The sequence below is a fragment of the Streptomyces sp. NH27 genome (assembly GCF_056859195.1).
The window spans coordinates 1-5,600 of record NZ_JACEGK010000530.1; the positions used below are offsets into that span (position 1 = coordinate 1).

Sequence of the window (5,600 nt, forward strand, 5' to 3'; positions counted from 1 at the left end):
GTACGGGGCAGACCGGGGTCTTCGAGCACGGACTCCTTGCCGGTGCGCGCCCCGTACACCGCGGAGTTCGGGGCGAGCGGGGCGAGGGGCGCCACCAGCGAGTGGACGGTGGTCTGGACGGTGTCGCTGGTGGTCGGGTCGAGCGGGTCGGGCCCGTAGAAGTTCTGATCGGACTCGTAGCTTTCGGTCAGGGCGATCCCGCGGTCCTGGTACTTGCCGGCCCGCACCGCGTGTTGCAGCGCCCGGTCCTCGTAGCGGTCCACGGAACGCGGCAGCGCCGCCGCGAGGAACGCGGTGATCAGTACGAGCCCGAAGGTCGCGAGGGCCACGCCACGGGCGGCGCGCAGGCGCACCCGCACCCAGGCGAGCAGCACGTCGTCGCCGGCGGTCCCTCCCGCGCCGTCCGTAGAACCTGCGCCGTCCGCGGAACCCGCGCCGTCCCCCGTTTCCATGCCGGTCCCCCCGACGCCCGCGGAGCCCTCCGGCTCCAACGCCCCTCCGTCGCCCCGCTGTCGAGCCGTCATCTCAGTCCTCCCCCTGCCGCCGCAGTGCCGTTGCCGGATCGCCGCGCCGCGCCGCCGTCGCCAGCACCACCAGCGCCGGCACCACCACGACCTCCGCGAGGAGTTCGAGCAGGCGGCCGGCCGGCAGCTTGACGATCAGTGACGGCGTCGGTGTCGTGGCCTGCGGGGTCAGTACGATCAGCGGCGTCACAAGCCGGGTCAGCAGTGCGCCGAGGGCCGTGCCGACGATCAGCGACACCAGCACCAGCAGCCCCTGTTCGGCAGCGATCACCCGGGCCAGTTGACGCCGTGGCGCACCCAGCGCCCGCAGGATCGCGAACTCCGCGGTGCGCTCGCGGACCGCGCCCGCTGAGGAGACCGCGAAGCCGAGTGCGGCCAGTACCACCGCGGCCACCACGGCGGCCGGCAGCGCCGACTGCGGGCCCGCGCCGAGCGGGTCCGAGCGCAGGTCGGCGGTGGTCTCGTCGGTGACCAGGACGGTGTCGACGTCCGCACGGGCGCGCAGCGCGGCGGCGACCTTCGCGGTCTGGCCCGGGCGGGCGGCCAGCCACCATTCGGTGGGCTCCATGGCCTGCGCGTTGTGGTACTGGAGGTACTGGTTGACCGCCCGCAGGTCGATGACCATTCCGCCGAGGTCCTGGTCGCCGCTCGCGTCCGGCCCGGTGCTCGTGCCCGCGGCGGACCCGGCGCCCGAACCCGATCCGGCTGCCCCGGCCCCGGTGTCCGTGCCCCGGCCGTCGCCGAGCCCGGGGATCGCGTGCACCGACGCCGCGATGTGCACCGGCACCTGGATGCCGCCGAGTTGGACGTTGACGCTGCTGCCGACCTTCGCCTGCTGCGACTTGAGGAAGTCGTCGGTGGCGATGCCCGACAGGGCGGGCGGCGCGGTCTTGTTCGCGCGGATCTGTACGGTCCCGGTCGGCGCCGCTTCGTAGTTGCCCATGGCGATCTGGGCGGAGCCGGTGCTGTAGCTCAGCGCCATGGTCGTGTCCCCGCCGATCTGCGGTATGTCGCTGCCCGGGTCCACGGCGTTCGGCAGCTGGTCGAGCAGGGGGTTGTCGTAGGACGCCGTGGCCGACCACTGCTGGGAGGGCACCGTCAGCGGGTGGACCGCGCCGGCGCTGTCGGCGACCTGCGCGGCGGACATCGTCAGTGCGTACGTCCTGCTCTTCTGCGGGACGTCGAACGCCACGCTCAGACCCGTCACCCGCAGCGGACCGGCGGGCGCGCCGTCGGCCGAGCCGGCCAGCGCGCCGATGTCGAGGACGAGCGGATGCGGCTTGCCGTCGGCCGGCAGGTCGCCGATCGCGACGGTGTACGGCACGCCATCACCGTCCAGGACGGTGATGCCGATGTGGTGGACGGTTCCCGGGTCCGCGGGGGCACCGGCCGGGCTGGGCCGCAGCACCGTCTCGAAGGTGACCTTGCGGGCGTCGGCGGGCAGCGTGAAGCCGCTGCCGGTGTGGACGCCCTTGCCCAGCGGCGCCAGCAGTTCGGCGGCCGACCGCCCGTCGGTGAAGTCGGAGCGGAACCGCATCGCCTTCCCGGCCTGCTCGGAGTCGATGGCCAGCACGGTCGCCGTACGGTCCTGGTCGAGGTCGAGGTCGGTGCTTGCGGCGGGTGCGACCGCGGCGAGGCCGGGCTGGTGCGCGAAGATCCCGGGCTGCCCGAACGGCGGGGTGGTCATGCCGGTCACCCGCAGGTCGGCGCCGACCGCGTACTGGGCCTGGTCGTGCTGCGAACGGTCCCAGCTCGCGCTCTGCCCGATCGAGAAGACGCCCATCGCGATCGCGAGTACCAGCAGCAGCGCCGCTCCCGCGCCGCGCCGCGGCCGCCGGGCGAGTTGCCAGCCGGCGAGCGCCAGCGGCAGGCTGCGGCCGCGCTCGGCCCGCCGCTCGCCGAGCCTCGCGACCAGCGGCAGCAGCCGCAGCACCAGCATCGTGCCGGCCAGCAGGCACAGCGCGGGCGCGGCCACCAGGATCGGGTCCACCCCGAGCCCGCCGCCCGCGTTGGTGCTCAGCGCGCCGCTGCCCGACGAGCGTCGTTCCAGCTGCCAGTAGGCGATCCCGGCGACCACCAGCAGCCCGATGTCCGCGCCCGCCTGCAGCGCGCCGGGCAGGGCGCGGCGCCGGGAACGCGCGGCCCGTTCGGCGGCGTAGGAACCGCCGGTGCGCAGCGCGGGCACGATCACCGCGCAGGCGCAGGCCAGCGCGGTGGCCAGGGCGACCAGCCAGGCGGTGCCGGTGCTGCCGGAGCCGAGGCTGACGCCGGTACGGGCCATGGCGCCGGTGCCGGCCAGCTTCCGCGTGATCGGCCCGGCCAGCAGCGGGGCGACCACGGCGGCGGGCACCGCGAGCAGCAGCGCCTCCCACCCGGCCAGCCGCGCCACCCGCGCCCGCGACCCGCCGCGGGCGCGTAGCAGCGCGTTCTCCCCGGCCCGCTCCTCGGCGAGCAGCCCCGCCACCAGCAGCAGCGCGAAACCGGCCAGGAGCACCAGTTGCAGCGCGCCGATCAGCAGCGTGGAGCGGGTCACCAGCATGCTGCGGCGCAGCGCCTCGAGCAGGTCGGGCAGGCTGCTGGAGCCTTCGGTGGTGGCGCTGGCCTGGTCGTTGTGCAGCGCGTCGAGGGTCTGCCGGACGCTGCTCTCCAGCGTGGTCATGTCGTGCGCGGTGGTGTGCCGGAAGTCGCCGCTGGCCTGCCAGGACATCGCGGCGGCGGTGACCCGGCCGGAGCCGAAGCTGCCCGGGTCGGCGAGCATCGGCCCGTACGTGGTGAACGCGAGGGTGTGCACGCCGCGCCCGTCCAGCGGGTCGAGGTGCCAGTACGGGGAGGCCGGGTCGCGTGGCCGGAAGATCCCGCTGACCTGGATCTTCAGCGGGGCGCCGCCGAGTCGGTCGGCGAGGGTGAGGACGTCGCCCGGTTCGGTCCCGAGGATCTGAGCGGCCACCTCCGGCACCGCGACCTGCACCCGCGTCGCGCCCCGCGCGGCCGCGGTCGGCCAACTCCCCTTCAGCAGCTGGACTTCGGCGTGGTCGAAGGTGGCCAGCAGGGTCAGATCGGGTTCGTCGTTCGCGCGCTTGGCCGAGGACAGCGGCCCCTTCGGCAGCCCGTAGGGGCCGGATCGGGTGCTGCCGTGGACGCTGGTGGGCAGTCCGGCGAAGGAGTCGCGCAGGTGCCGGCGCACCGCGGCGTCGACCGACTTGCCGCTCGTCCCGTTCAGGTCGCTCTGCACCTCGACCGTCGACTGGCCGGCGGCCTGGTGCTGGAGCGTACGCCGCAGGGCCGCGTCGCCGATCGCGCCGGTGAAGGCGGTGAACGTGGCCAGCACGCATGTCGTCAGCAGCACCGTGAGCACTGCCGCGGCGAGCAGCAGCCGGTGAGCGCGGACACGTAGCAACACGAATCCGGTCACATGTTCCCCCCGTCAGTTACTGACGGGATGCTCTCAAAGAGCGCGGCGTCGCAGAAGCGTGATGGCGAATGTCGCAATCCGATCGTGATGCTCCGCCGACCGGACACCCGGCCGGGTCGCGGTCCGGGTGCCGGCGGATGCGCCGCCGGCCGCCGCGGTGCGTGGCCGGGCGGTCACGTGGGGTCAGCCCGGGGTGTTCACCATCGACGCGGCCGCGTACACCAGGTAGTCCCACAGCTGCCGCTCCTGCTCGGCGGGGAGCGCCAACTCGTCGACGGCCGCGCGCATATGGCGCAGCCACGCGTCGTGGGCGGCGCGGTCCACCGCGAAGGGGGCGTGCCGCATCCGCAGCCGGGGGTGGCCGCGCTCGTCGCTGTATGTGCGCGGGCCGCCCCAGTACTGGATCAGGAAGAGCGTCAGGCGTTCCTCGGCCGGGCCGAGGTCCTCCTCCGGGTACATCGCGCGCAGCTCGGGGTCGTCGGCGACGCCCTGGTAGAAGCGGTGTACGAGGCGGCGGAAGGTCTCCTCGCCGCCGACGAGTTCGTAGAACGTCTGCTGCTGCAACTCGCCGCGCCGGATCTCATTCACCCTTCCATCGTCGCAGATACGAGGAACGGGCCGTCGTGGTGTCCCGGGTCGTATCGACGGTGGTCCAGGCGCACGATGGAAGTATGGCCGCGAAAGGGCCCGACGGGGGGCCCGAGGGACGCTACGAGCGGCGGTACGCCGTCGCCGCGGGGTCGCTGCGGGCCCGGATGGTCCGCCGGATCGAGTCCGGCGGCGGCCTCACCGACCCCGCCTGGCGGGCGGCCTTCGCGGAGGTCCCGCGCCACCTCTTCGTCCTGGACGACCAGGACACGGGATACGGCGGGGCGGAGTACGGCGAGGAGGCGGAGTACGGCGAGGGCGCGGACTACGGCGACGGGTCCGGGTACGGCACCGGTCCGGTGGCCGAACCGCACCGCCGCGCGATGCGCCACCTCACGGGGGCCTACGCGGACCGGCCGATCGCCACCCGCGTGGTCGGCGGCGAACTGGTCTCCTCCAGCAGCCAGCCGTCGCTGATGGCGCTGATGTGCGAGGCGCTGGACGTGCACGGCGGTGAGCGGGTGCTGGAGATCGGCGCGGGCACCGGCTACAACGCGGCGCTGCTGGCCCACCGGCTCGGCCCCGGCACGGTCACCACCATCGACCTCGAACCGGAGATCACGTCCGCGGCCCGCGCCCACCTTGACGCCTACGGCACCGAGGCCGCCCGCTCCGTCGTCGTGGTCACCGGCGACGGCGCGCTCGGCCACGCGCCCCGCGCCCCCTACGACCGGATCATCGCCACCTGCGAGCTCCCCTCGGTGCCGCCGGCCTGGCTGGAGCAGTGCGTGCCCGGCGGCCTCCTCCTGCTGCCACTGGCCACCGGCCTCGTCGCCCTCACCGTCCACGGCCCCGGACACGCGGAGGGACGGTTCCTCCCGACGCCGGCCTACTTCGTCCCCCTGCGCGGCGCATCGGGCGCCCCCGACGGCAGCACCGAACACGGCCTCGCCGCCGAGGTGTTCGGCCAGGGCGCCTTCGGCGGCATCTCCCGTCCCGACCGCACCCGCTACGGCCTCACCGTCGACGGCCCCCACCAATGGCTCTGGCGCGATTCCCCACAGGGCCCCCTGACC

Annotated in this window: 3 protein-coding genes and 1 pseudogene; 1 reads left to right on the plus strand and 3 read right to left on the minus strand. The window is 74.4% G+C overall.

All coding sequences use genetic code 11. The annotated features are described in order from the left end of the window. The 3 genes and pseudogenes from AC13HU_RS31095 to AC13HU_RS31105 all read right to left on the minus strand — a co-directional run. Window positions 1–524 (minus strand): annotated as a pseudogene (locus tag AC13HU_RS31095) (hypothetical protein); the annotation flags it as partial. Window position 525: 1 nt separating this feature from the next. Beyond that, window positions 526–3,936 (minus strand): FtsX-like permease family protein, encoded by a 3,411-nt coding sequence (locus AC13HU_RS31100; protein WP_483045313.1) that lies wholly within the window; start codon window positions 3,934–3,936, stop codon window positions 526–528. 183 nt (window positions 3,937–4,119) lie between these two features. After that, window positions 4,120–4,524: a globin gene (locus tag AC13HU_RS31105; RefSeq protein ID WP_483045314.1), complete on the minus strand. Its 405-nt coding sequence runs from the start codon at window positions 4,522–4,524 to the stop codon at window positions 4,120–4,122. An 83-nt stretch (window positions 4,525–4,607) separates the two neighbouring features. On the opposite strand from AC13HU_RS31105, the gene AC13HU_RS31110 reads away from it, so the two are divergent. Beyond that, the coding region (locus tag AC13HU_RS31110; protein WP_483045315.1) for a methyltransferase domain-containing protein at window positions 4,608–5,600 on the plus strand (993 nt) is incomplete at its 3' end.